The 654-nt window shown below is 66.7% G+C and carries 1 protein-coding gene and 1 pseudogene; both read left to right on the top strand.

The window, feature by feature from the left end; all coding sequences use genetic code 11:
• Window positions 1–158, top strand: a pseudogene (locus F6Q13_RS19275) (SPFH/Band 7/PHB domain protein); the annotation flags it as partial.
• A gap of 212 nt (window positions 159–370) precedes the next feature.
• A partial coding sequence (locus tag F6Q13_RS19270) for an MFS transporter (RefSeq protein ID WP_293059932.1) occupies window positions 371–654 on the top strand: 284 nt, incomplete at its 3' end.

The raw sequence follows: 654 nt of genomic DNA, 5'->3' as shown, positions 1-654 counted from the left end.
CGGACGACGACCTGCCCAGGCCCGAGGACGACAGCGACGAGATCGCCGACTGGTTCTCCACCGAGACCGATCCCGCCATCGTGGCGGCGGTGGCCAAGGCCGAGGCCGAGGCCCGGGTTGAAGGTGTGATCGGGCCGGAGTTGCATCAACAGAGCTGACAACGCCGAGCGTGCGCGGATCGTCCGCAGCAGAAAAATCGGAAATCTTTGTGCTGACGGTTATTTCGAGCGTCAGCGCCTCGAGGCTGGTCACCGGGCCGTCACGGTGGCCGAAGTGGCGCTAAACTGGCGTGCCGATGACCTCTGCTAGCCACGCGGCCGGCGACACGCAATGGACGCGCGACCAGATCAGGGTATCCGACCCGGAAGCGCTGCAGAGATCCATCGCCGGCACGGCGATCGGTAACTTCATGGAGTGGTACGACTTCGGGGTCTACGGTTTCCTCGCCACCACGATCGCGCAAGTGTTCTATCCCGGCGACAGCGCCAGCGGCGTCGGCCTGATCGCCACGTTCGGCACGCTGGCGGCGGCGTTCGCGGTGCGGCCGCTCGGCGGTTTTGTGTTCGGCCCGCTCGGCGACCGGATCGGCCGCAAGCGGGTGCTGATGATGACCATCCTGCTGATGGCGACCGCCACGACGGTGAGCGGCGTCCT

Origin of the sequence: Mycobacterium sp., assembly GCF_008709575.1 — a bacterium.
GTDB lineage: Bacteria > Actinomycetota > Actinomycetes > Mycobacteriales > Mycobacteriaceae > Mycobacterium.
This window is presented reverse-complemented; position numbering and strand designations above follow the sequence as displayed.